The organism is Rhizobium sp. CC1099, assembly GCF_029714385.1.
Classification (GTDB): Bacteria; Pseudomonadota; Alphaproteobacteria; order Rhizobiales; family Rhizobiaceae; genus Rhizobium.
The window spans coordinates 3,090,670-3,113,964 of the sequence record NZ_CP121641.1 but is presented as its reverse complement, the minus strand read 5'-3'; the positions used below and the strand labels follow the sequence as shown (position 1 = coordinate 3,113,964).

20 protein-coding genes and 1 tRNA gene are annotated in these 23,295 nt (G+C 59.6%); 17 read left to right on the top strand and 4 right to left on the bottom strand.

The features are described 5' to 3' along the window. Positions 1-89 precede the first annotated feature (89 nt). The 8 genes from QA644_RS15675 (at position 90) to serA (ending at position 8,783) form a co-directional block, all read left to right on the top strand. The gene (locus QA644_RS15675; RefSeq protein WP_283069436.1) at positions 90-914 is read left to right on the top strand and encodes a cytochrome c oxidase subunit II; all 825 of its coding nucleotides are present in this window, start codon (positions 90-92) and stop codon (positions 912-914) included. Positions 915-946: 32 nt separating this feature from the next. Beyond that, positions 947-2,725 (top strand): cytochrome c oxidase subunit I, encoded by a 1,779-nt coding sequence (ctaD, locus tag QA644_RS15670; RefSeq protein ID WP_239597071.1) that lies wholly within the window; start codon positions 947-949, stop codon positions 2,723-2,725. Next, positions 2,722-3,429 carry a cytochrome c oxidase subunit 3 gene (locus QA644_RS15665; RefSeq protein WP_239597073.1) on the top strand — a complete coding sequence of 236 codons (708 nt, stop codon included), beginning with the start codon at positions 2,722-2,724 and terminating at the stop codon, positions 3,427-3,429. The genes ctaD and QA644_RS15665 overlap by 4 nt, the downstream gene beginning before the upstream one ends. Before the next feature lie 10 nt (positions 3,430-3,439). Then, positions 3,440-4,162, top strand: coding sequence for a heme-copper oxidase subunit III family protein (locus tag QA644_RS15660; protein ID WP_283069434.1), 723 nt, complete (start codon positions 3,440-3,442; stop codon positions 4,160-4,162). Between the two features lie 8 nt (positions 4,163-4,170). Continuing rightward, positions 4,171-4,503 (top strand): cytochrome C oxidase subunit IV family protein, encoded by a 333-nt coding sequence (locus tag QA644_RS15655; protein WP_283069432.1) that lies wholly within the window; start codon positions 4,171-4,173, stop codon positions 4,501-4,503. A 218-nt stretch (positions 4,504-4,721) separates the two neighbouring features. Beyond that, positions 4,722-5,558 (top strand): outer membrane protein, encoded by an 837-nt coding sequence (locus tag QA644_RS15650; protein WP_239597078.1) that lies wholly within the window; start codon positions 4,722-4,724, stop codon positions 5,556-5,558. Between the two features lie 368 nt (positions 5,559-5,926). Further along, the gene (locus tag QA644_RS15645; RefSeq protein ID WP_194728129.1) at positions 5,927-7,105 is read left to right on the top strand and encodes a phosphoserine transaminase; all 1,179 of its coding nucleotides are present in this window, start codon (positions 5,927-5,929) and stop codon (positions 7,103-7,105) included. 82 nt (positions 7,106-7,187) lie between these two features. Beyond that, positions 7,188-8,783 carry a phosphoglycerate dehydrogenase gene (gene serA / locus QA644_RS15640; RefSeq protein WP_283069429.1) on the top strand — a complete coding sequence of 532 codons (1,596 nt, stop codon included), beginning with the start codon at positions 7,188-7,190 and terminating at the stop codon, positions 8,781-8,783. A 64-nt stretch (positions 8,784-8,847) separates the two neighbouring features. On the opposite strand, the gene QA644_RS15635 is transcribed toward serA, so the two are convergent. Together QA644_RS15635 and QA644_RS15630 are read right to left on the bottom strand one after the other, a co-directional pair. After that, positions 8,848-9,363: a YidB family protein gene (locus QA644_RS15635; RefSeq protein ID WP_283069427.1), complete on the bottom strand. Its 516-nt coding sequence runs from the start codon at positions 9,361-9,363 to the stop codon at positions 8,848-8,850. A 126-nt stretch (positions 9,364-9,489) separates the two neighbouring features. Next, positions 9,490-11,700, bottom strand: a complete 2,211-nt coding sequence (locus QA644_RS15630; RefSeq protein ID WP_283069425.1) for a heavy metal translocating P-type ATPase — start codon at positions 11,698-11,700, stop codon at positions 9,490-9,492. A gap of 71 nt (positions 11,701-11,771) precedes the next feature. On the opposite strand from QA644_RS15630, the gene QA644_RS15625 reads away from it, so the two are divergent. Next, on the top strand, positions 11,772-12,194 hold the full coding sequence (locus tag QA644_RS15625) for a helix-turn-helix domain-containing protein (protein ID WP_283069423.1): 423 nt from the start codon (positions 11,772-11,774) through the stop codon (positions 12,192-12,194). A gap of 114 nt (positions 12,195-12,308) precedes the next feature. On the opposite strand, the gene QA644_RS15620 is transcribed toward QA644_RS15625, so the two are convergent. After that, complete coding sequence (locus QA644_RS15620) at positions 12,309-12,977, bottom strand: phosphoribosyltransferase (RefSeq protein WP_239597085.1); 669 nt, start codon at positions 12,975-12,977, stop codon at positions 12,309-12,311. A gap of 2 nt (positions 12,978-12,979) precedes the next feature. After that, positions 12,980-14,311 carry an erythromycin esterase family protein gene (locus QA644_RS15615; protein ID WP_283069421.1) on the bottom strand — a complete coding sequence of 444 codons (1,332 nt, stop codon included), beginning with the start codon at positions 14,309-14,311 and terminating at the stop codon, positions 12,980-12,982. Between the two features lie 629 nt (positions 14,312-14,940). Here QA644_RS15615 and QA644_RS15610 point away from each other — a divergent pair. The 8 genes from QA644_RS15610 to QA644_RS15575 all read left to right on the top strand — a co-directional run bounded on the left by QA644_RS15610 (position 14,941) and on the right by QA644_RS15575 (position 22,952). Then, the gene (locus QA644_RS15610; protein ID WP_283069420.1) at positions 14,941-16,041 is read left to right on the top strand and encodes a mechanosensitive ion channel family protein; all 1,101 of its coding nucleotides are present in this window, start codon (positions 14,941-14,943) and stop codon (positions 16,039-16,041) included. 161 nt (positions 16,042-16,202) lie between these two features. After that, positions 16,203-17,402: a tRNA 2-thiouridine(34) synthase MnmA gene (gene mnmA, locus QA644_RS15605; protein ID WP_283069419.1), complete on the top strand. Its 1,200-nt coding sequence runs from the start codon at positions 16,203-16,205 to the stop codon at positions 17,400-17,402. A 132-nt stretch (positions 17,403-17,534) separates the two neighbouring features. Then, positions 17,535-17,611: transfer RNA gene (locus tag QA644_RS15600), tRNA-Met, on the top strand. A gap of 410 nt (positions 17,612-18,021) precedes the next feature. Next, positions 18,022-18,492 (top strand): hypothetical protein, encoded by a 471-nt coding sequence (locus QA644_RS15595; RefSeq protein ID WP_194728124.1) that lies wholly within the window; start codon positions 18,022-18,024, stop codon positions 18,490-18,492. A gap of 179 nt (positions 18,493-18,671) precedes the next feature. Continuing rightward, positions 18,672-20,393 (top strand): SulP family inorganic anion transporter, encoded by a 1,722-nt coding sequence (locus QA644_RS15590; RefSeq protein ID WP_194728123.1) that lies wholly within the window; start codon positions 18,672-18,674, stop codon positions 20,391-20,393. Positions 20,394-20,441: 48 nt separating this feature from the next. Next, positions 20,442-21,272, top strand: a complete 831-nt coding sequence (gene ppk2, locus QA644_RS15585) for a polyphosphate kinase 2 (RefSeq protein WP_283069416.1) — start codon at positions 20,442-20,444, stop codon at positions 21,270-21,272. A 1,067-nt stretch (positions 21,273-22,339) separates the two neighbouring features. Then, positions 22,340-22,669 (top strand): hypothetical protein, encoded by a 330-nt coding sequence (locus QA644_RS15580; RefSeq protein ID WP_283069414.1) that lies wholly within the window; start codon positions 22,340-22,342, stop codon positions 22,667-22,669. 64 nt (positions 22,670-22,733) lie between these two features. Further along, positions 22,734-22,952, top strand: a complete 219-nt coding sequence (locus tag QA644_RS15575) for a hypothetical protein (RefSeq protein ID WP_246763239.1) — start codon at positions 22,734-22,736, stop codon at positions 22,950-22,952. Positions 22,953-23,295: the final 343 nt, after the last annotated feature.

Below are 23,295 nucleotides of genomic sequence, written 5' to 3'. Positions count from 1 at the left end.
CACACGACTTGTTCGTGAGATAATGCTAAAAATACACCGACGGATTGCGGATTTCGCCCTGTGGCAAGTCACGGTTCAAGGAGCAGGCAATGGCTATCGTGCTGGTTCTGGTTCTGCTGGTCGTGGGATCCGTCGTGTTCCATTTGCTGAGCCCATGGTGGTGGACGCCGATCGCCTCCAACTGGAGCTACATCGACAACACCCTGATGATCACCTTTGCGATCACCGGTCTGGTGTTCGTGGCGGTGGGTTCCTTCATGGCCTATTGCGTGTTCCGGTTCCGGCACAAACCCGGAAACCAGGCCGCCTACGAGCCGGAAAACAGGCGGCTGGAGATATGGCTTGCGGTGGTGACCGCCGTCGGGGTTGCCGCGATGCTCGCGCCCGGGCTCGTCGTGTGGAACCAGTTCATCACCGTGCCCGCCGATGCGCACCAGATCGAGGTCGTCGCTCAGCAGTGGCAGTGGAGTTTCCGGATGCCGGGCGCAGACGGACGGCTGGGAAAATCCGATACCCGTGAGATCAATCCGGAAAATCCCCTTGGCCTGAACAAGAACGACACCGCAGGGCTCGATGACGTGATCGTTGAGGGAGGTGAATTGCACCTGCCGATCGGCAAACCGGTCAAGGTCCTGCTTCGTTCGATCGACGTCGTTCACGATTTCTACGTGCCTGAGTTCCGGGCAAAGATGGATATGATCCCCGGCATGGTGACCTATTTCTGGTTTACGCCGACGCGCACGGGAACGTTCGAAATCCTTTGCGCCGAGCTGTGCGGCGTCGGGCATCCGCAAATGCGCGGGACGGTCATGGTCGATGAGGAGGTCGCCTACCAGGCCTGGCTGGCGGACCAGACGACATTCACGCAGATGCTGGCATCGGGGGAAGCGCAGTCGGCAGAACAGGCGCAATAGCCTATCGGAGGAACAGGGAGGACGGACATATCATGGTCGATATTCGATCGGGCGCCGGGGAGGTCATCCCGCCTGCAGAAGTCGAAGATGTGGAACTTTACCATCCGAAGAGCTGGTGGACGAAATATGTCTTCAGCCAGGATGCCAAGATTATTGCCGTCCAATACTCGGTGACGGCGATGGCGATCGGTTTCGTGGCGCTCGTCCTGTCCTGGTTGATGCGCCTGCAGCTTGCCTTTCCCGGTTACTTCGCTTTCATCGACGCGGAGCACTATTACCAATTCATCACCATGCATGGCATGATCATGGTGATCTATCTTCTCACCGCACTGTTTCTCGGCGGATTCGGCAACTACCTCATTCCCCTGATGCTCGGCGCCAGGGACATGGTGTTTCCCTATGCCAACATGCTGAGTTACTGGATTTATTTGCTCGCCGTGCTGGTGCTCGTCGCCGGATTTTTCGCGCCCGGCGGACCAACCGGGGCCGGCTGGACGCTCTATCCGCCGCAATCCATTCTTTCGGGCACGCCGGGGGGGCAGGACTGGGGCATCATTCTCATGCTGTCGTCGCTGATCCTGTTCATCATCGGCTTCACGATGGGCGGCCTGAATTATGTCGTGACCGTGCTGCAGGGACGCGCGCGCGGCATGACGCTGATGCGCATGCCGCTGACGGTCTGGGGAATTTTCACCGCGACGGTCATGGCGCTGCTTGCCTTTCCCGCACTTTTCGTTGCCGCCGTGATGATGCTGTTCGACCGGCTGCTCGGGACAAGCTTCTTCATGCCTGCCATCGTGGAGATGGGCACGCAGCTGCAGCAGGGTGGCGGCAGTCCGATCCTTTTCCAGCATCTCTTCTGGTTCTTCGGTCATCCCGAGGTCTATATCGTGGCGCTTCCCGCCTTCGGGATCGTCTCCGATCTCATTAGCACGCATGCGCGAAAGAATATCTTCGGCTACCGCATGATGGTCTGGGCGATCTTGATCATCGGGGCGCTCAGCTTCATCGTCTGGGCGCATCACATGTATGTCAGCGGCATGAACCCGAATTTCGGGTTCTTCTTTGCCGTCACGACGCTCATCATTGCGGTGCCGACCGCCATCAAGGTCTATAACTGGGTGCTGACGCTCTGGCGCGGCGATATCCACCTGACGCTGCCGATGCTTTTTGCGCTCGCCTTCATTCTGACTTTCGTCAATGGCGGCCTGACGGGGCTGTTCCTCGGCAATGTGGTCGTCGACGTGCCGCTGTCCGATACGATGTTCGTCGTGGCGCATTTCCACATGGTGATGGGCGTGGCACCGATCCTGGTCATTTTCGGCGCGATCTATCATTGGTATCCGAAGGTGACCGGACGCATGCTGGACGAGACGCTGGGGCACATCCATTTCTGGACCACGTTCATCGGCACCTATGCGATCTTCTTTCCCATGCACTATCTCGGCCTGGTGGGCGTGCCGCGCCGCTATTACGAGATGGGCGAGACGGCTTTCGTTCCGCCGTCCGCCGATACGCTGAACGTATTCATCACCGCTGCCGCGCTGATTGTCGGGGCAGCGCAGATCGTCTTCCTGTTCAATCTGGTCTGGAGCCTTTTCAGGGGCCGGGAAGCCGGCGGCAATCCGTGGCGTGCGACAACGCTGGAATGGCAGACGCCGCAGACCCCGCCGGTGCATGGCAACTGGGGCAAGGAACTGCCGGTGGTCTACCGTTGGGCGTATGATTACAGCGTGCCGGGCAATAGCCAGGACTTCATTGCGCAGAATGATCCGGGCACCGCCCGGACGGCGGCGGGAGCAGCTTCATGAGCGTCATGATGATCTTCCTGGCGGTCATCGCCGTCATCGTCCTCTGGTGGATGACCCAGCACCGGCTTACATCCAAGCCGTGGCTGGAAGCGGGACTGGTGATCGAGTCGGCTGGCGAAAAGCGGTTGCCGATCGCGCCCGCAAGGGTCGGCCTCGGCATTTTCCTCGCCGTAGTTGGCGCGCTCTTTGCGCTTCTGATTAGCGCCTACTTCATGCGCATGGCGGCAGCCGACTGGTGGGCGACGCCCATTCCCCGACTGCTCTGGGTCAACACCGCCGCGCTTGCGCTCAGCAGCGTCGCGCTCGAATGGGCAAAGGTCGAGGCACGCCGCGGTCGTAGCGACATCATGCGGGTTGCGCTCCTTTTGGGGTTGGCGACGGCATTCCTCTTTCTCGGTGGACAGGTGATGGCGTGGCGGGAGCTGGCGGCGGCCGGTTACGTGCTTGCCGACAATCCTGCCAACAGCTTCTTCTACATGCTGACCGGCCTGCACGGCCTGCACATTCTGGGCGGTCTGGCGGTGCTCGGCCGCACGACGGGCAGGGCCTTCGACAGTCGTTTCCCTGCCCGCAGGCTGCACCTCAGCCTCGAGCTCTGCGCCGTCTACTGGCATTTCATGCTTTTCGTCTGGGTGGTTCTCTTCGCACTCTTTGCCGGCTGGGCGAATGATTTCGTCGATCTCTGCCGCCAGCTGATTTCGTGAGGGATGAAGGATGGCTGAATATACGCAAGCGCAAACCGGCGGAACACTCCAGCGGCCCGAAGGCCTGCGTGGGATCGCGGCCGATCTCTCTTCCGACCAGCGGGCGTTCAAGAACGTCTCGTGGGGGAAGGCCATGATGTGGATCTTCCTCCTCAGCGACACCTTCGTCTTCGGCTGCTTTCTGCTTGCCTATATGACTGCGCGCATGTCTACGCCTGTCGATTGGCCGAATCCCAGCGAGGTCTTCGCACTTAATATCGGTGGGCAGGAATTGCCGCTGATCCTGATCGCCATCATGACCTTCGTCCTCATCAGCAGTTCCGGCACGATGGCGATGGCTGTCAATTTTGGATATCGCCGCGAACGCGGCCGGACGGCCGCCCTGATGCTGTTGACAGCGGTTCTCGGCGCGACATTCGTCGGTATGCAGGCGTTCGAATGGACGAAACTTATCTCGGAAGGCGTACGGCCCTGGGAGAATCCCTGGGGTGCGGCGCAATTCGGTTCGTCGTTCTTCATGATCACCGGATTCCACGGCACCCATGTCACTTTCGGCGTGATCTTCCTTCTGATCGTCGCCCGCAAGGTCTGGCGCGGTGATTTCGAGACGGAGCGGCGGGGCTTTTTTACCAGCCGCAAGGGTGATTACGAGATCGTCGAGATCATGGGTCTCTACTGGCACTTCGTCGATCTCGTCTGGGTGTTCATCTTCGCATTCTTCTATTTGTGGTGAGGACTGCCATGGCACATGCGCAAACGCATTCCGGACAACAACACCCCGTCAAGCTCTATCTCCTGGTCTGGGGGTTGCTCTTCGTCCTCAGCACCTTCTCGTACCTGGTCGACTATTTCGGCATCCAGGGCTATGCGCGGTGGTTCCTGATCCTGTTCTTCATGGTGCTGAAGGCAGGACTGATCGTCGCCATCTTCATGCACATGGCTTGGGAGCGGCTGGCACTTGTCTATGCAATCCTGGTGCCGCCGGTTCTGGTGCTTGTCTTCGTCGCGATGATGGTCTCGGAATCGAACTATACGATCTTCACGCGGCTGACCTTCTCCAGTGTGGGCCTCTGACGCGATCACTTGTCGAACTTTAGAAGATCGAAGAATTGTTTGGCTCCGACATGTTTCCGTTAAATTCAACGGGTTGCTCAGCCATGTTGCTTGGCAAAAAACGTAGTTAATTTTTACAGTTAAGCAGCTTTTAACGTTTCCAATTCATTATCCATGCAAAGCCTATCAGATTGGCAGGGGGGCCGCTCTGCCGATGCAACTGGATTTTGGAGTGGATCATGAAAAGAAGCTTGTCCGGCATCTTTGCCGCATTGCTTGTCACATCAAATGCTTTCGCCGCCGATCTCGCTCCTATCGAGCCCGCGCCGGAAATGCCGCCGGAAGTCACGGTGACTGAATCGACCGGCTGGTATCTGCGCGGCGATGTCGGCTACGGCTTCACCGACATGCGCGGGGCCCGCTACTTCCAGGGAAGCAACGCCAATGAGGTCGATTTCGACAACGCCGAGCTACGCGACTCCTGGACGGTCGGCGGCGGCGTTGGTTATCAGATCAACAATTACTTCCGCACCGACCTCACGCTCGACTACCTGACCAAGGCTGATTTCCGCGGCTCAACGACCGGCCTGTGCGGCGCCCCACTCGAGGCCTGCACGTCTCGCGACGTCTCGTCGCTCACGGCCTGGACGCTGATGGCGAATGCCTATGTCGACCTCGGCACTTACGGCGTCTTCACGCCTTATGTCGGCGGTGGTATCGGCGGTACCTATGTCAAATGGAAAAACCTTCGTAACGTCTCCTGCCAGGATGATGGCGGCGGTTGCGATGACGAAGTGATCCATGGCGGCCGCGGCAACTGGCGCTTCAGCTACGCGCTGATGGCCGGCGCCTCGATCGACGTCACTTGTAATGTCAAGGCGGATGTCGGCTATCGCTTCCTGCATGTCGACGGCGGCAGCATGTTCGGTTACGCGAGCAATGGTGGTCCTGGCCGGGACAAGGGCTTCAATGTTCATGAAGCCCGCGTCGGCGCCCGTTACCTCTTCGGCGGTTGCCAGCAGGCAAGCTACGAGCCGCCGCCGGAAATTCCGCTGCAGCCGTCGGTCTACAAGTGATCCGCAGTCTCAGCTACTGATCGAAAGCCGCCCGTTGGGGCGGCTTTTTTCGTCATGGGTGCAGATCGAGTACGTTCAGAAGTCTACTTTCGAGGTGTGCCATTGTCTGCGCATCAAGTGCGCCTACGCGGGTCTTCAGGTCGAAAGCTGGGACTGCCGATATCTTATCGCACATAGCATAGGACAGCCTTCTTCGGGTCGTTCTCCCCCTGTCGGCCCCCGTATGGATGAAGCGGTCTTGATCGCGCCTGCGTCAAAAAATCCTCCGGATGCGACACTTCCACGTTGACTATAATGCGCGTCATCTATATCCACGGCGGCGGGACACTCCTCCCCAACGAGGAGCTATCTATCTGGAAGGATAGCACATGGCGAAGACCGCAAAGCCGGACGTACGTCCGCAAAATACTCATTTCTCTTCTGGCCCCTGCTCAAAGCGCCCCGGTTGGACGCTCGATGCCCTTTCTGACGCGGCTCTCGGCCGTTCGCACCGCGCGAAAGTCGGCAAGGCAAAGCTGAAGCAAGCCATCGATCTTACCCGCGAAGTCCTGGAAGTGCCGGCGGATTACCGCATCGGCATCGTTCCGGCTTCCGATACCGGCGCCGTTGAAATGGCGCTCTGGTCGCTGCTCGGTGAGCGCGGCGTCGACATGCTCGCCTGGGAAAGCTTCGGCGCCGGCTGGGTCACCGATGTCGTCAAGCAACTGAAGCTCAAGGACGTCCGCAAGCTCGAAGCCGGTTACGGCGAGCTGCCAGACCTTGCCTCCGTCGATTTCGACCGCGACGTGGTCTTCACCTGGAACGGTACCACCTCGGGCGTTCGCGTTCCGAACGGTGATTTCATCCCGGCCGACCGCAAGGGACTGACGATCTGCGACGCGACGTCTGCCGCTTTTGCGCAGAACCTCGATTTCGCCAAGCTCGATGTCGTCACCTTTTCCTGGCAGAAGGTTCTCGGCGGCGAGGGCGCGCATGGTGTCATCATCCTTTCACCGCGCGCGGTTGAGCGCCTGCTGACCTATACGCCGGCCTGGCCGCTGCCGAAGATCTTCCGCATGACTTCCGGCGGAAAGCTCTCCGAAGGCATTTTTCAGGGCGAGACGATCAACACGCCTTCGATGCTCTGCGTCGAGGACTATCTCGATGCACTTTTTTGGGCAAAGCAGCTCGGCGGTCTCAGGGCGCTGATGGCGCGTGCCGATGCGAATGCCAAGGTCATAGCCGATTTCGTTGCGGCCAACGACTGGATCGCCAACCTGGCGGTGAAGCCGGAGACCGCGTCTAACACGTCGGTCTGCCTGAAGATCGTCGACAAGGATGTTGCGGCACTCGACGCCGACGGCCAGGCGAATTTTGCCAAGGGCATCGTCTCGCTGCTCGAGAAGGAAGGTGTCGCCTACGACATCGGCCATTATCGCGACGCGCCCTCGGGCCTCCGTATCTGGGCAGGCGCCACGATCGAAACCGCCGACATGCAGAAGCTGATGCCCTGGATCTCCTGGGCCTTCGAGACGCAGAAGGCGACGCTTTCCCAGGCTGCTGCCTGACGTGATCGCATCCGGCTCCGCTCACTGAGCGGGGCCTCCGCATTCATTTATCATCGCTGAACACTTTTGAAGGAAGCCCCCAATGGCACCTCGCGTTCTCGTATCCGACGAATTGTCGGAAACCGCCGTCCAGATCTTCCGCGACCGCGGCGTCGAAGTCGATTTCCAGCCGCAACTCGGCAAGGACAAGGACAAGCTCGCCGAAATCATCGGCAACTATGACGGTCTTGCCATCCGCTCCGCCACAAAGGCGACGGAAAAGCTGATTGCAGCCGCGACCAACCTCAAGGTCATTGGGCGCGCCGGCATCGGTGTCGACAATGTCGATATCCCGGCTGCCTCGCGCCGCGGCATCATCGTCATGAACACGCCCTTCGGCAACTCCATCACGACCGCCGAACACGCAATCGCACTGATGTTCGCCGTTGCCCGCCAGCTACCGCAGGCTGATGCCTCGACGCAGGCCGGCAAGTGGGAGAAGTCGAAGTTCATGGGTGTCGAAATCACCGGCAAGACGCTTGGCGTTATCGGTGCCGGCAACATTGGCTCGATCGTCTGCGCTCGCGCCATTGGTCTCAAGATGCACGTTCTCGCCTACGACCCGTTCCTGTCCAAGGAGCGCGCTGAGGAAATGGGCGTTGTCAAGGTCGAGCTCGACGAACTGCTTGCCAAGGCTGACTTCATCACGCTGCATGTGCCGATGACGGACAAGACGCGCGGCATCCTCAACAGGGACGCACTGGCGAAGACGAAGCCGGGTGTGCGCATCATCAACTGCGCCCGCGGCGGTCTCGTCGATGAGGCTGCGCTTGCAGACGCGATCAAGTCCGGCCATGTCGCCGGTGCTGCCTTCGATGTTTTCGAGGTCGAGCCCGCCAAAGAAAGCCCGCTCTTCGGTCTGCCAAACGTCGTCTGCACGCCGCATCTCGGTGCGTCGACCACGGAAGCGCAGGAAAACGTCGCCCTGCAGGTTGCCGAGCAGATGGCGGACTACCTGGTCAAGGGTGCCGTTTCCAACGCTATCAACATGCCGTCGATCACGGCTGAAGAAGCGCCGATCCTGAAGCCGTTCATCAGGCTCGCCGACGTTCTCGGCGCCTTCGTCGGCCAGGTCACCGAGGAGCCGATTAAGGAAATCGAGATCCTCTACGACGGCGCCACGGCGAACATGAATACCCGGGCGCTGACGAGCGCGCTGCTTGCCGGTCTGATCCGCACGCAGGTTGCCGACGTCAACATGGTTTCGGCCCCGATCATGATCAAGGAAAAGGGCATCGTGCTCTCCGAGGTCAAGCGCGACAAGACCGGCGTCTTCGACGGCTACATCAAGCTCACGGTGACGACCGAAAACATGACGCGCTCGATCGCCGGTACCGTCTTCTCCGACGGCAAGCCGCGCTTCATCCAGATCAAGGGCATCAACCTCGATGCCGATGTCGGCAGCCACATGGTCTATATTGCCAACACCGACGTTCCCGGCATGATCGGCTTCATTGGCACGACGCTCGGGGAAGCCGGTGTGAACATCGCCAACTTCCAGCTCGGCCGCGACAAGCAGGGTGGTGATGCGATCGCGCTCCTCTATGTCGATGGTCCGATCGGCGACGACGTTCTCGCGAAGCTGACGGCCCACCGGGCAATCCGCCAGGCCAAGCCCTTGGTCTTCGCGGTCGATTAAGATTTCCTCCCAAGGAAGAATGCGAATGCCCGGCGCGGGGGACTGCGCCGGGCAAAGCTTTCAATCAGATCGAAAAGTTGGCGCTGTTCGGAATCTGACCTTGTGGTGTCAGGTCATCGACGGCCTTCGGTAGGTCTTTTGAAAGGCGTTTGAGGATTTCATCCTCACGCAAGCCCGTCTTTGCAGAAAGTTCTTCGAGAACGTCCGCGCCGAGCGCTTGCGAGAGCTGCCGGTCGTCGATCGGCTTGTTCGCGCCGGGCGATACCCATGAATCCGCCGTTTCGCCATAGCCGTTCTTGGTGAACTGATCGAGTAGGCCGCCAAGGCCGCCACTCAGGATACCGCCGGCGGAGCCGCCCTTGACGAGGTCACCAAGACCACCGCCTGCAAGGCCGCCGAGAAGTCCGCCCAAGCCTCCTCCAGAAGATTGCGAGGGCACTCCGCCGGGCTCCGTGCCGGCAGTTTGCGGCTGTGCGCCGCCTTGCGTGAGTTCGCGGAGTGCTGCGGCGATTTTGTCGCGGTTCTGGTAGCCGGCGACGGCAAGTATGCCGAGCAATGCCGTAAGATTTCTGCGATCCATGATATCCTCCCCATCGAGATTTGCCCGGGCGCCGCATTCGACGAATACAGCCCGAATGCGGGAATGCGCGGACGGCAACATGGTTCCCGTGTCATCGAAAATTCATCACAAGCTATGGTTGGCTCGCTATCGCACTGGACGTAGCAGCCGCAGCGCATTGAGTGTCACCAGCACTGTTGCGCCCGTATCGGCGAGGATTGCGGGCCAGAGGCCGGTGAGGCCGATGACGGTCGTGACGAGGAAGACCGCCTTCAGGCCAAGCGCGATGGCGATGTTTTCGAAGATGTTACGCATCGTCCGCTTGGAAAGCTCGATCATCGCCGCCACGTCGCCGACGCGGCCGTGCAAGACCGCCGCATCCGCGGTCTCCAGCGCTACGTCCGTGCCGCCTCCCATGGCGATGCCGACATCTGCGGCCGCCAGGGCAGGGGCGTCGTTGATGCCGTCGCCGACTTTGGCGACAATGAAGCCTTCGCGCTTCAGTTCGCCGACAATACGCTGCTTGTCTCCGGGCATGAGTTCGGCTCGGACATCGATACCAAGCTGTTCACCGATCGCCTTTGCTGTGCTCTCGTTGTCGCCGGTCAGCATGACGATCCGGACCCCGGCATCGGTCAGCATCTTGAGGCCGGCTTTTGCGTCCCCGCGCGGCTCGTCGCGCATGGCGATGAAACCGGCGGCTTTGCCGTCGACGAGGAGAACCGATACGCTTTTGCCCTGTTCGTTCAATGCAGCGATGCGCTCGTCCTGTTCGGCCGTCAGGGCGCCCGTCGCGCGAGCGGCAGAAGGAGAGAGAAGATCGAGCCTTTCACCGCCGACGCGGCCGGTCATGCCCTTGCCGGGAATGGCTTCCACCTCAAAGGCCGGCGGTACGGGTACCTTGTCGCTCTTTGCGCGATCGAGGATCGCCAGTGCGAGAGGGTGGCTGGAGTTTCTTTCCAGGACGGCCGTGCGCGAAAGCACTTGAGCCCCCGTCAATTCGAAAGGCACGATGTCGGTCACCCTCGGCTTACCTTCGGTCAGCGTACCGGTTTTATCGAGCGCGACGGCGGTGACCTTGCCGAGCGTTTCCAGCACGGCACCACCCTTCATCAGCAATCCGCGCCGCGCGCCTGCCGACAGAGAAGCGGCGATTGCAGCGGGCGTCGAGATCACCAGAGCGCAGGGGCAGCCGATCAGCAGGATCGCAAGCCCCTTGTAGATCCATTCGTCCCAGGCGCCATCAAAAAGGAGCGGCGGGATGATCGCGACCAATGCCGCGGCCGCGACGACGCCTGGCGTATAGTAGCGCGAGAAGCGGTCGATGAAACGCTCGGTGGGCGCCTTCGATTCTTGCGCTTCCTCGACGAGTTTGATGACGCGGGCGATCGTGTTGTCGGCACTTGCCGCAGTTACCTTGATACGGAGCGCGGCATCACCGTTCACCGTTCCGGCAAAGACCGTGTCATCGGTACCTTTGCGCACCGGAACGCTTTCCCCCGTCACAGGCGCCTCGTCGATCGCGCTTTCGCCCGAGACGATGACGCCGTCAGCGGAAATCCGGTCGCCCGGGCGGACGAGGATGGTGGAGCCAACAGCGAGCGTTTCCGCCGGCACTTCGCGCGTTTGGCCGTTTTCCTCCAGCAAGGCGTTCTTCGGCACGAGCGCCGTCAGCGATTGAATGCTCGCCCGAGCACGTCCGGCGGCAACCCCTTCCAGCAACTCGCCGACCAGAAAGAGGAAGACGACGGCTGCGGCCTCCTCTCCGGCGTCGATGATAACGGCGCCGACGGCCGCGATCGTCATCAGCATCTCGATCGAAAACGGGGTTCCGGAAAGTGCCGCCGTGATCGCGCGGCGGGCGATCGGTACAAGACCGATCAGCACGGCGGCAACAAAGGCGTAGGATGCGATCGCCGGCATGAGATGCCCGGCAGCATAAGCCGCGGCAAGAGCCGCACCGGCTGCGATCGTCAGCCGCCCTTTCCTGCTTTGCCACCAGAGGCCGCCCATCTGCCCATGGTCGTGGCCATGCAGCCCTGTGATGTCCTTTTCAGAATGAGTATGTCCATGGTGATCATGATCGGTATGACCATGACTATGGCCTTGCGCAGCGTGATCGTGATCCGGCGCCTTCGCCGGCATCGCCACGACCGAATAGCCGAGACCGGTCACCTTCTTCTCGATCGCTTTCAGATCACTGGTACCGTCATGGCTGATGGTCATCGTGCCGGCGGTCACGGAAACGGAAACCTCCTCGACGCCGGCGATGCGGCGGACTGCCGTGTCTATCTTCGCCGCGCAGGATGCGCAGTCCATGCCGCCAACTTTGTATTTCGCCCGAGCCGCTTCAGCCATTTCGGATTTCCTTGTTCTTCAGCAGCATTCTTCCTACATGCTCTAGCGACTAGAGGTGCAAGAGGAAAATCATGAAAAAGATCACCATCGGCGATGCAGCCCGCCAGAGCGGGGTGAAGGTTCCGACGATCCGCTACTATGAGAGCATAGGGCTGCTGGCGGCGCCCAGCCGCAGCGAGGGCAACCAGCGCTCCTATGAACCTGCCGATATCCGCCGCCTTGCCTTCATCCGCCATGCCCGCGAACTCGGCTTCGAGGTCGGTTCCATCCGAACCTTGCTGGCGCTGCAGGATGATCCCGATCAATCCTGCGCTTCAGCCGATGCGATCGCCAAAGCGCGGCTCATCGAGGTCGAACAGCGTATCCGCAGCCTCATGGCATTGAAAGCCGAGCTGGAGATCATGGTCGAAGGCTGCGGCCACGGCCGTGTGGATCAGTGCCGGGTCATCGAAGTCCTTGCCGATCACGGCCAGTGCATGCATCCGCAACACTGAACTTAAACGGCGCAGATCGTTTCTCGTGGGATCGCATGATCAAGGTCCATACCGATCGCCCTCACTACTGGAATGGCAAGAACGTGAAGAAGTGGTGCTGAACCCTTAATCGCCTCAGCCCTTCGGGAGGTCGCCGTAGGCAGTTCTTGCAAGCAACTCGGTGACCTCACCATCGCTGGTCTGATTGAAATCGTCATAGTGAAGGCTGACCGCCTGGAGGTCTTCAGGCGCGGATAGACAGAAGACTTCGTCGACTTGCGCCCTCAGTTCCTCGATTACCATCCGCGGCGCAACCGGAACTGCAAGCGTGATATGGGCCGCACCCGCCTGGCGGAGCGCCTTCAATCCAGCCTTTACCGATGCGCCGGTGGCAATGCCGTCGTCGACGAGAATGACGCTCCGGTTCGCAAGATCAGTCGGTGGGCGATCGCCGAGGTAAACCTTTCGGCGCCTCTCTATCTCTTCGAGCTGGCGGGCTGCCTCTTTCTCGAAATAATCGAGGGACGCGCCGCAATAGGCAAGGACGTCTTCGTTCATCACACGTTGTGGATTTTTGCCGTCGACGACAGCGCCGATGGCATATTCCGGATAGCCAGGCGCCCCGATCTTGCGGACGAGGAGGATATCGAGCGGCGCGTGCAGGCAGCGCGCGAGTTCGAATGCCACAGGCACGCCGCCGCGCGGCAGACCGAGCACGACCGGGTCATCGCTTCGTGCGCCAATGGCCTCGGCGAGCCTTCTGCCCGCGTCGGCACGATCGTGAAAGCGGAGAGCGCTCTGCATCGTCACAATCCGAACGGATAGGTTTCGGGCACACCGTGCGGGCGCACGGCAGCGAGCGGATTGACGGCTTTCGTTTCTTCGAACCAAAGGTAGCAGTCGAACTGTTCCGGAAGCACCGCTTCGAAATAGTGGCTGTAGAATTCGCTTTCCGGCCGGTAGACAACGCCGATGGCGCGTTCAAGTCGTCGTTCCGACAATATCTCGCGCACTGCCCGATCGCGGGTTCCGCGCAGGTCGGTCAGCGATCTCGGTATCGCGGTCTGCCGGAAAACACGCTCGTAAGAGTCCGGACGCGAAGGATTGACGGTCTTGACTTTTACCGGCTGATCCCAGTCGTCGGCGGCCGCCACAGTACCGCGGTCCGTCCCGAAGCCCACGAGAAGGGCCTCCTCGCCATAGGCGATCCGGGCAAGCTCACCGATGTTGAACTGGCCGTCCCAGCCCATGGCGGTGGCAGCCGCATTGCCGATGTGCGAATTGTGGGCCCATACGACAGCCTTTGCATCTGGCCGATACTCCATCAGCTTCTGGAGCGTTTCGAACATGTGCTTGTCGCGCAGGTTCCAGGAATCGTTGCCGCTCCGGTACATCGCCCGATAATAGTGTTCGGCGGTTGCGACGATACGCGCATTTTGAGCTGCATCGAGAAAGTCCTCGCCGTCAGCGGCGGCATAATCGAGCTCGCGGGCGAGCAGTTCCTGCAACTGTGCGACGACGGCCGGTTCGCATTCCTCCTGAACGCCGGAAAGGATGGCATGGGCATAGCCCGCGGGCCGCTCCTGCCATGGCGTCAGGCAGGCATAACGGCGGCGGGCTTCTATCGCCTCCTGGGGATCGATACGCTGGAGGTAATCGAGCACGGCTTTGAGCGAGCTATTCAGTGAGTAGATATCCAAGCCGCGGAATTCGACGCCCCGATCCGGCGCGAGGCTCTCATTGTAGCTGCGCAGCCATGAGACGAACTGCTCGAACTCGGCGTTCCGCCACATCCAATCGGGAAAACGTATAAACGACTCTGCGTCGTAGGTTCGCACGTTCCGGTGGCGCACATGCCGGTCGATCCTTTCGGCGTCGGGCCAATCGGCTTCGACGGCGATAATGTTGAAACCGTGATTTTCGATAAGGTTTCGGGTGATTGCCGCGCGCGCCTGGTAGAACTCGGCGGTGCCGTGCGACGCCTCGCCGAGGAGGACGACCCTCGAGCCGTTGATATATGGATCGAAGAAGACGCCGAATTCGATCATATGAGCGGGATCAGGCAGCAGTTCGCATGCATGGCGAATTGCATGCGCGATGCCGTCCGCCTGGTTCGGTTTAAGTTCCAGGAGAGTCACATGAGCCTCCTTTTCGAAATGTGATCGGTTATTTGTGCGTTGTTCGTAAGGGCGGTTCGACGCCTTCGTTGGCTCCGTATCGTCTCACTAGAAACAAATTGCCGCAGGGATTGTTCCTGCGGCATCAAACGGCTTCCAATTGCCTAATCAACATTCTTCCGCCTAAAGTTCAGGCGATCTATGATACTGATTTTATTTATTTTTCCTCTATAACCAGCCGGATGTTTCCAGCTATCTTCGCGCCTTCGCCTTCGCCTTCGCCTTCGACAAGATTAAGCTCGATCGCAGCTTCTGGCCGGTATCGAGAGCGATGCCGGCATTCTCGCCATCATCCGCGCAGTCGGCATCGGTCCGGGCTTCAATGCGCGACGCCTGCCGAAGGTGTCGAAACAAAAGAGTAGCTCAAGAGGCTCAGGAAGGAGGTTTCGGGGAAATCCAGAGCTATCTGCTCGGCAGGACCATGCCACGGCGCAGACCGAAGAATTGATATACGGCACGCCCTTAAAAGCTGCGCTCGCCGTCAACGGCTCAGATCTCGCATCGAAAGGCTCCGCGGCCTTGCTGCGCTGCAAGCGGTCGCATGAATTTTTACCCTTTTCCATATTGCAATGCACCCTAAGTGCCGGCTGATGTCCGACCTTGTGAACGATATTCGCGGCCAAGGCATCTGGCTGCCTGATTGGGTGGCAAGCATTGGCACCTTCGCTATCGTGGTGGCGTTCTCGCTTTTCTTCCATCGCGTGGCTTTCCGGCTCCTCACACGCCTCGTCGCCTCACACGATCTCTTCTGGCGGTCGCTTGTCTCCCGGCTCGAGGGCATGGCGCGGCTGGCAATCCTAGCTGCGGCGCTGGGCTTTGCCGCCACGATTTCACCGCTCACGGAATATCAGGCCTCGACGCTGCGTCACGTGCTGCTGATCGCCTTCATCATCCTCGTTGCCTGGATGGCGAAGACCGCCAAGCATATCTGGATGACGGTCTATCTGCGGCGGTTCAAGCTGGACGCCGAGGACAATCTGCTCGCGCGCAAGCATGTCACGCAGTCGCGGATCATCGAGCGGATCGCAGACATGATCATCGTCGTCGTGACGATTTCGGCCTGCATGATGACTTTCGACGCGGTCAAGCAATATGGCGTGAGTCTGCTCGCATCCGCCGGCGTTGCCGGCATCGTCGTCGGTCTGGCTTTGCAGCCGGTCCTGAAAAATCTCTTCGCCGGAATTCAGCTTGCGATCACGCAGCCGATCCGCATCGACGATGCGCTTCTGGTCGAGGGCGAATGGGGCAATGTCGAAGAGATCACCTCGACTTACGTCGTCGTGAAAATATGGGACTGGCGCCGCCTCGTCCTGCCGCTCAGCTATTTTATCGAGAACCCGTTCCAGAACTGGACGCGCGAGAGCGCATCGCTGATTGGCACGGTCATGATCTATCTTGACTACAGCGTGCCGGTTTCCGCGATCCGCGCCAAGGCGGAGGAGATACTGGCTGGCTCCAAGCTCTGGGATCGGAGGGTGGTCAACGTCGCCGTCACCGATTTCAGGGAGAGCGTCATGGAAATCCGCATCCTCGCCTCAGCCTCGAATTCGGGGCGAACCTTCGATCTGCGCTGCGAAATCCGCGAAAAGCTGATCGATTTCATCCAACGCGAATATCCGCAGGCCTTGCCGCAGCTCAGAGCGATGCTGGAGGGCCGGGAGGAGAGAGGGCGCAAGGCGGCAGCGGAATAGCGCGGCGTGGCTGCAAATCCCCGCCTCTTGCGCGAAGCCGCAATCCTTTCTATATCCACGGCCACGAAAGCCCGGCGGACCAGCCTGCCGGAAGAGCAGGAAATCCGCCGCATTTGCAGGGCAAACGGCGGGGCGAAACAAGCACTGAACTGGCAGCACCCGTGAACACACTGGATTTTGACAAGAAGCCGGAAGATACGCGCGTTGTCGTCGCCATGTCGGGCGGCGTCGACAGTTCCGTCGTTGCCGGCATCTTGAAGCGCCAGGGCTACGATGTGCTCGGTATCACGCTGCAGCTTTATGACCATGGCGCGGCCGTTCACCGCGCCGGCTCCTGCTGTGCCGGGCAGGACATCGACGATGCGCGCCGCGTCTGCGAAACGCTCGGCATTCCGCATTACGTGCTCGATTACGAGAAGCGCTTCCGCGACACCGTCATCAATCCCTTCATGGAAAGCTATGTCGCCGGCGAAACGCCGATCCCTTGCGTGTCCTGCAATCAGACCGTCAAGTTCGCTGATCTTCTGGCGACCGCCAAGGAACTCGGCGCCGATGCGCTGGCGACCGGCCATTACATCCGTTCGCGCCCGAATCCGGCATCCGGCAACCCCAGCCGCCGCGCGCTTTACCGCCCGGCCGATGCCGATCGTGACCAGAGCTATTTCCTGTTTGCAACCACCCAGGAGCAGATCGACTATCTTCGCTTCCCGCTCGGCGGGTTGCCGAAGGCCGAGACCCGCAGGCTTGCCGAAGAGATGGGGCTCGTCGTTGCCAAGAAGGCCGACAGCCAGGACATCTGTTTCGTGCCGCAGGGCAAATATTCCGATATCATCACCAAGCTGAAGCCAAACTCGGCGCTGGCGGGCGAGATCGTGCATCTCGACGGCCGCGTGCTCGGCAGCCATGACGGTATCCTTCATTATACGATCGGCCAGCGCCGCGGCATCGGCGTTGCGACCGGCGAGCCGCTCTATGTCGTCTTTCTCGATGCGCGCTCCCGCCGTGTCATTGTCGGTCCCAAGGAAGCGCTGGAGACACACCGCGTCTATCTTCGCGACCTCAACTGGCTCGGCGACGAACCGCTTTCCGAAGCTGCGTCCGGCGAAGGTTTTGCCTGCTACGCGAAGGTTCGCTCTACCCGGGCGCCGGCACCGGCCATTCTCCGTGCCGATGCGCGCGGCATCTATGTCGACCTGACCGTCGGCGAAGCCGGCGTGGCGCCCGGCCAGGCCTGCGCGCTCTATTCGGCGCCGGGCGATAACGCCCGCGTCTTTGGCGGCGGCTTTGTCGAGCGTTCAGAGCGCGAGCCGGCGGCCGAAGCCTCGCTGAAGGCCCTGCTTTCCAGACCCGTCGCCGCCTGAACCGGACGCGAAACGGCGTGCAACAAAGCTCGCCGTTTTCTTGATGTCACCTGCTTGACACCAAGCCGGACCGCACCTTATAAGCCGCTCATCCCACGAGCCGTCGCTTCGCGAACGGCATCGTTGACCAGTGGCGGAGTAGCTCAGTAGGTCAGAGCAGAGGAATCATAATCCTTGTGTCGGGGGTTCAAATCCCTCCTCCGCTACCAGTCAACTTCCTGATTTTGTTGACTTATTTGAAACGGTAGCTTGAGCGCTGTAGCCGGTCGCGAAATTCCGGAATTTTGTCACTTGGATCCGGAATTTTCAGATTTCGTGTTCGCGTGGTTTGGCCGCTTCAATAAGCAAGTGATGCGGCCGGGGCTATTTCCACGTTACCCCGGCCCGGAGCATGGCTCCTGCGCCGGGGGAGATCACCCCTTGCTCGGCTGTAGCCGGTCGCGAAACTTTGCACTTTTGTCACCGAGTTTTGCAGTAAAGGGGGCCTTTTTAGAAACGACGGATACGCCGCTATCGAGCCGACTGGTACCCGAACCTACTGCATTATGAATGCTACCGCGTTTGATGGATTTGCTCTATAATCCTCTGCTTGGCCGTCGATTACTGGGAGGGAAACGTCATGGCCGCAAATGAAAAGTCAGATCCCCGTCCTTCACCGATTACCGCGGAAGAGTTGAGAGCGAAGGCTCTTGAACTGCAACTTGTGGAAATGCAGCGCGACGAAAAACTCAGAGCGCGGGAAGCAAAAAAACACGCGGAGTTCGTTGACGATTTCTTCCGCGAGCATGTCGGCGACAAGGAGCGTGACGTTATCAGGCGCGTCGTCATGAAGGCCGCCGCCGACGGCAAATTCGAAGCTTTGGTCTACAGCTTCCCTTCGAGCTTCTGCACGGACAGCGGTCGGGCGATTAACAGTGCCCGACCAGACTGGCCCGAGACGCTTCAAGGAAAAGCCAAGCAATTGTACGACCTTTTCGTCGAGGTCGCCCGGCCTCAGGGCTACCAGTTAAAAGCAATGGTTATTAGTTTTCCAGGTGGCATGCCGGGCGACATAGGCTTTTTCCTGTGTTGGGAGGCACCAGTCGCGTAGACTGCTGTGCACCCATCCAAGGGTCGTCAAGTTTGCTTCGGCCGGCATGTCGCGCTTCGAACTCCTGAAGACTATTGGCAGAGCATCTCGATCACGGCGCAGGGCAGAGCGATCGGACATCAAGCCTGGACTGACAGCGTAACGTGGCTCCGCACGCGGATAGATTTCTGGGGGGTGGCATGACTAGAAGCTTTCATGTGCCAATACTCAGGGGGCTTGCGGGGTTCCGCGTGGATTGGCTGCGAAGCGATATTGCTGCTGGATTGTCCATCGCGGCTGTCGGTCTGCCTAGTGCAATCGCTTACCCTGCCATCGCGGGCCTCCCCCCAGAGACAGGGATATACGCAAGCATCGTCGCGCCCGTTGCATACGCGCTGTTCGGGCCGTCTAAGCTATTGGTGGTCGGGCCGGATGCCGCGACCATGGCGGTTCTTGCGGCCGCCATGGGCGTGGTGATCGCCGCGCAGCCCGCAGGTACGCCCATCGATCCCGTGTTGATCGCTTCCGCCATCGCTTTGGGCGTTGGAGGCTTCTATTTTGCGGCACGGCTGCTTCGGCTGGGCGTCCTGGCAAACTTTCTATCTCGTCCAATCCTTGTCGGCTTCTTTGCTGGCGTGTCGCTCTCCATCCTTATTGGGCAGATCGGCCGCTTTACCGGAGTGCGTATCGAGTCGGACGGGCTCCTAGCACCGCTTGCCGAGATCGTTCGCAAAAGTGCTTTGATCCACTGGCCATCGCTGCTGCTTGGCCTCGCCATGTTCGCACTGTTGTGGATTGTAAAAGCCGCGCGGCTGCCGATACCGATACCAGGACCTGTACTTGTCGTCGTCCTCTCCGTGGTTCTTTCTGCCATTTTCAACTTTGAAGCGGCAGGCATCGGCGTCGTTGGTGACATCCCCACCGGATTGCCGTCATTTTCTCTTCACGCAGTCTCTCAAATGCCCTTGGACAGGATCGTGCTCGGATCGGCTGCTGTGTTTCTGGTCAGTTTTGGCGCGGGTATAGTCGCCGCCCGGAGCTTCGGCGCGCGCACTGGAGAGGAGGTGGATGCGAACCAGGAACTGATCGGCTTGGGCGCGGCGAACATCGCTCCCGGCCTGTTTGGCGCATTTCCCGTCAGCGTCTCCGATTCGCGAACCGCGATCAATCTTTCGGCCGGTGGCAGATCGCAAGCGGCGGGTCTCATTTCCGCCGCGACGCTGATGGCTGCGTTGGTTTTCTTGAATGATGCCCTGCGCATCCTGCCAATTCCGGCTCTGGCGGCGATCCTCGCGGCAGCCGCAATTAGCCTGATCGACGTCAGCGAACTCAGAAAGATATGGCGCATCAGCCGGATGGAGTTCGTCTTCGCCTTGATCGCCATGGGGGGAGCCATCAGCTTCGGAGTACTGAACGGCGTCATCATCGCGATAGCCGCAACGTTGATCTATCTTCTGCGCAAGACGATGTTTCCACGCGACGCACTTCTGGGTCGCATTGCGGGACGCGATGGTTTCTACGATATGCAGCGCTTTCCAGAAGCTCTGGGCGTTCCAGGCATCGCCATATGTCTCATCCAGGGCAATCTGCTGTTCTACAACGCGGATTATGTCCGCATGCGGCTGCGCGCCATCGCTGAGGGCCTGCCGACCGAAACGCGTTGGTTTATCCTGGATGCCAGCGCAATTGCGCATATCGACAGCACCGGAGCTGCCGCGCTTGATGCCGCGCACGCGAACCTCTCCGGGCGGGGCATCGCCTTTGGCGTGGCTCACTTAAACGCCGAGGCCACAGCGCTGCTGGAACGCGCCGGCGTCGTCGACGGCATCGGAGCAGAAAAATTCTTCGATGACACGGAAGACGCCCTGCGCGCGGCTCGCCTCGAAGAGGGAAGCGATCGGCCACTGGTCGAGGGTCACTAAGTGATGGGTGATGAAGTGAAGGCACCGTAAAAGGGCGAGGAGGAAGTCATGAACAAGAGTCACGACGACACGGAAATTGGCGAAAAACAGAAAAACAAGAAGTCCTGGAACTACGACAAGGAAATCGCGAGACTTCAAGTCGAGCTTGCGCACCTGCAGGCTTGGGTGAAGAAATCAGGAGCTCGCATCGTGATCATCTTCGAGGGCCGGGACGCTGCCGGCAAAGGCGGGATGATCAAGCGAATTACCGAGCGCGTCAGTTCACGGGTCTTTCGCGTAATTGCGCTGCCGGCCCCGACTGATCGCGAAAAGTCGCAAATCTACATGCAACGCTACATGGCGCATCTGCCGGCCGCAGGCGAGATCGTCATCTTCGATCGCAGTTGGTATAATCGGCCTGGCGTGGACCGCGTCATGGGATTCTGTTCGGATAAGCAGGCGCGGCGCTTTCTCGAGGTGGCTCCTCGTTTTGAGGCGGCGATCGTGGAAAGCGGCATCACGCTCCTGAAGTACTTCCTGACCGTAGGCGAGGAAGAACAGGATCGGCGCTTCAGACGGCGGATCGAAGACCCGCTGCGACAGTGGAAACTCAGCCCAATGGACGTCGAGTCATACCGCCGGTGGTGGGACTACTCGCGAGCCTACGACGAGATGATCCGGGCGACGGATAGCCGGCACGCCCCATGGTGGATCGTGCAATCGGATGATAAAAAACGGGCGCGCATCAACTGCATCTCGCACATCCTAAACTCGATTCCGTACGAAAAGATAAAGTTTCACGAGCCGGAACTCGGCAAGCGTCAGAAGCGGCCCAGTGACTACGTCGAGGACGAAAGCGTCCGCAACGTGGTGCCCGATGTGGTCGCCGGAGTTACGTGAGGGAAGGACAAGGGGCGCCATGGAGCAACGGCGCCTCCCGCTTCCAACTAGTCCAGGCCTTATCGCGTAATAATCAGTTCTCGCGCTGCTGTCCTCTCGGCGACCGATATTGTGTATGTCAATTCAGCTTCAGCAAAGGCAAACTTGGCAAAAATTTCTCGGATCTCAGGTACGTCGTTGATCGACAGAATGAAGCGGCCTCTTAACCGGCCAAGGCGCTCAGCCATCAGCGTGAATTGAGCACGTGCGCGCGGCTGCCAAGGGCAAGGGTATGAAGTCTTATCTTTCAATGATTTAAAGGCCTTCAAAGTCCGCTGGAGAATTTTTAGTGGTTGAATTGAGCCAAGCGCTTGGGGACCTGTCGGTGTCCGCTAACTCATCGGTTTTGCTGTGCCGCACTAACAGCACTGTAGCCGGGTAAACCCACCGGCGTGACTGCCTCAAATCCTTGCCCTCTCAGGCGTTTGCGCTATTTCCCACTTATTACCGGAAATTCCCACAAATTCCAGAATGCGCCGACAAGGAACACAGCGCATTTCCGGGCTTTTCAATGTGTTGCAGTTTATTACTTGCAACACGGATGCAACCCGTTTGGACGCCGCATACCTGCGCCCAAGATTCGGACAACCTCTGTATAATTTCGCAAGGTGCCGTCTGCTGATAGGTTCCCTTCATCGCCTCATTATTCCCCCCACCCCCCGATGAGGCGAGCAGCAGCGCCTCGGTGGCTTCGGCGTCCACGCACCGTGGCCGACGGATAACGCATCCGTCTTGACCGTCTCGACTGGCCAGGTTGAGGCGGTCTTTCTTTCGCGTATGCCACACGAATGAAAACCGCTTCCCGGTGGTGAGTCGCAGCGGTTTTTCTGGCGCTGTGGTGGTCGTCGGAACTCCGCTCTGGAAGCGAGGCACGATTGCTTCGGAACCGGACTTATGGGTTGACGAGCTTCCGCTTTTTCTCGTTGACACGGCTACCACCAGTGGAATGTCCGGCTCGCCGGTCATTGTGCGAGCAAACACCGCTCGGATGGAGGATTGGTGTCCTGGTGACAAAAATAGGGGAGCCGATGACCCGTTTCATTGGTGTTTATAGTGGACGAGTCGGCAGCTGCGCCCGGAACAGGATTGTGATTTCGAGCGCAGTGGATTGTAGGTTAGGATTTGCCGCGAGCCAGAAGGAGAAGACCATGAAGATGCTTCTAATAATGGCGGCGGCCATTGGCCTATCCGCTCCAATGGCGTTTGCCGACTGCGCCTACCACGCCAAGAACAACGCGGCCGTCGACAAAAAAATGACCACAGCGACCGTCACGACGGACAATCAGACGAAATCTGATGAGCTTGTTTTGCTGAAGAAGACTGACCGCGTGTCAGAAGACGAAGAGCCCGCGGAATAGTCGCTGGCGCTATCGGAACGATCGCACTCCTTCCAGCGTTTGCCTTAGAGAAGGAGTTCGAGATATGAAGATCGTCGAGGCGACGGTAAAGGTCGACGGTAAACGCGTCCCGCTTGGCATTATGAATGCCCAACAGGCACTCGATATGCCGGCAGAGGAGGGAATGAAATTCAGCCATCCCGACGGCAAGCCAGGAGAGACTGATGTTCTCTTGAACAGAGAGCAACTTGATAAGGTCGTGAAGGACAAGGCCAGCGCTAATAAGCGGAAGCGGCCTATGTGAAATAATGGATGCTGCAGACATCGAAGGGGCGGCCTCGTCACGCCAGGTCGAGCATGACGGCTTTAAGTTTTTCGAACGCAGCATCATCAGTCTGAAGCGACGAACTCTTCACGTTCTGGAGCGCATCCCGAAGCCGGCCAAAAGCCGCGTCGGAAGGTGACAAGGAGGCGATGCGCGCAAGATCGTTCGACGATCGATAGCTCTCGCAGATCGACCTCGAGCAAATAGCGGCTCACTCCGCCGCTGCCGGTGCGGGTGCGCTTCGGCCGGAAGCCAATGGAAAGACCATCCAACACCGAGGCAGACATGAGCGCGTGAATGCGCTTGCCGAGATCCGTGTTAA

Excerpts from the sequence above, each read along its gene's own strand:
- QA644_RS15675 (WP_283069436.1), top strand. The coding sequence starts at position 90 with ATGGCTATCGTGCTGGTTCTGGTTCTGCTGGTCGTGGGATCCGTCGTG.
- ctaD (WP_239597071.1), top strand. The coding sequence starts at position 947 with ATGGTCGATATTCGATCGGGCGCCGGGGAGGTCATCCCGCCTGCAGAA.
- QA644_RS15665 (WP_239597073.1), top strand. The coding sequence starts at position 2,722 with ATGAGCGTCATGATGATCTTCCTGGCGGTCATCGCCGTCATCGTCCTC.
- QA644_RS15660 (WP_283069434.1), top strand. The coding sequence starts at position 3,440 with ATGGCTGAATATACGCAAGCGCAAACCGGCGGAACACTCCAGCGGCCC.
- QA644_RS15655 (WP_283069432.1), top strand. The coding sequence starts at position 4,171 with ATGGCACATGCGCAAACGCATTCCGGACAACAACACCCCGTCAAGCTC.
- QA644_RS15650 (WP_239597078.1), top strand. The coding sequence starts at position 4,722 with ATGAAAAGAAGCTTGTCCGGCATCTTTGCCGCATTGCTTGTCACATCA.
- QA644_RS15645 (WP_194728129.1), top strand. The coding sequence starts at position 5,927 with ATGGCGAAGACCGCAAAGCCGGACGTACGTCCGCAAAATACTCATTTC.
- serA (WP_283069429.1), top strand. The coding sequence starts at position 7,188 with ATGGCACCTCGCGTTCTCGTATCCGACGAATTGTCGGAAACCGCCGTC.
- QA644_RS15635 (WP_283069427.1), bottom strand. The coding sequence starts at position 9,363 with ATGGATCGCAGAAATCTTACGGCATTGCTCGGCATACTTGCCGTCGCC.
- QA644_RS15630 (WP_283069425.1), bottom strand. The coding sequence starts at position 11,700 with ATGGCTGAAGCGGCTCGGGCGAAATACAAAGTTGGCGGCATGGACTGC.
- QA644_RS15625 (WP_283069423.1), top strand. The coding sequence starts at position 11,772 with ATGAAAAAGATCACCATCGGCGATGCAGCCCGCCAGAGCGGGGTGAAG.
- QA644_RS15620 (WP_239597085.1), bottom strand. The coding sequence starts at position 12,977 with ATGCAGAGCGCTCTCCGCTTTCACGATCGTGCCGACGCGGGCAGAAGG.
- QA644_RS15610 (WP_283069420.1), top strand. The coding sequence starts at position 14,941 with ATGTCCGACCTTGTGAACGATATTCGCGGCCAAGGCATCTGGCTGCCT.
- QA644_RS15595 (WP_194728124.1), top strand. The coding sequence starts at position 18,022 with ATGGCCGCAAATGAAAAGTCAGATCCCCGTCCTTCACCGATTACCGCG.
- QA644_RS15590 (WP_194728123.1), top strand. The coding sequence starts at position 18,672 with ATGACTAGAAGCTTTCATGTGCCAATACTCAGGGGGCTTGCGGGGTTC.
- ppk2 (WP_283069416.1), top strand. The coding sequence starts at position 20,442 with ATGAACAAGAGTCACGACGACACGGAAATTGGCGAAAAACAGAAAAAC.
- QA644_RS15580 (WP_283069414.1), top strand. The coding sequence starts at position 22,340 with ATGACCCGTTTCATTGGTGTTTATAGTGGACGAGTCGGCAGCTGCGCC.
- QA644_RS15575 (WP_246763239.1), top strand. The coding sequence starts at position 22,734 with ATGAAGATCGTCGAGGCGACGGTAAAGGTCGACGGTAAACGCGTCCCG.